Source organism: Bacillus cereus group sp. BfR-BA-01524 (genome assembly GCF_022662595.1).
GTDB lineage: Bacteria > Bacillota > Bacilli > Bacillales > Bacillaceae_G > Bacillus_A > Bacillus_A thuringiensis_S.
Genome location: NZ_JAKUDW010000269.1, coordinates 1 through 575, shown reverse-complemented (window position 1 = coordinate 575; position 575 = coordinate 1). Strand labels below are relative to the sequence as shown.

Genomic DNA, 575 nt, shown 5'->3' with positions numbered 1-575 from the left:
GAGCGATACGAAACATCCGCCAGAAACACCGATAGCAGAAATTATTCCGCAACATAAAGACGGAAAAGTGAAAGCGAAGAAAACGGTAAATAATGAAACGCCGAAGTTAGGTGAAGAAGTAGAATACCGAATTAGTTTTAAAAACACGGTAGAAGACGGAAAACTAGCAGAGGTGAAAATAGAAGATACTTTACCAGAAGGTTTAGAGTATGTAGAAAACAGTGTGAAAGCAGAAGGATCTAAGCCGGATCCAGTAGAATTGAAAGTGGAAAATGGTAAGGTAATGGCGAAGTATCCAGAGATTACGGATACAGAAGAAAGAAGTATCACTTTTAAAGTGAAAGTAAAAGATGAAGTGAAAGTCGGTAAAAAAATCGTCAATAAAGCAATTATTGATGATACGAAAAATGAACCAGAAACACCGACGGCAGAAATTACTCCGCAGCATAAAGATGGAAAAGTAGAAGCGAAGAAAACGGTAAATAATGAAACGCCGAAGTTAGGAGAAGAAGTAGAATACCGAATTAGTTTTAAAAACACGTTAGAAAACGGAAAGCTAGCAGAGGTAAAAATAG

1 protein-coding gene is annotated in these 575 nt (G+C 37.0%); it reads left to right on the top strand.

The genetic code is table 11. The features are described from left to right. A partial coding sequence (locus tag MR170_RS30990) for an isopeptide-forming domain-containing fimbrial protein (protein WP_242310665.1) occupies positions 1-575 on the top strand: 575 nt, incomplete at both ends.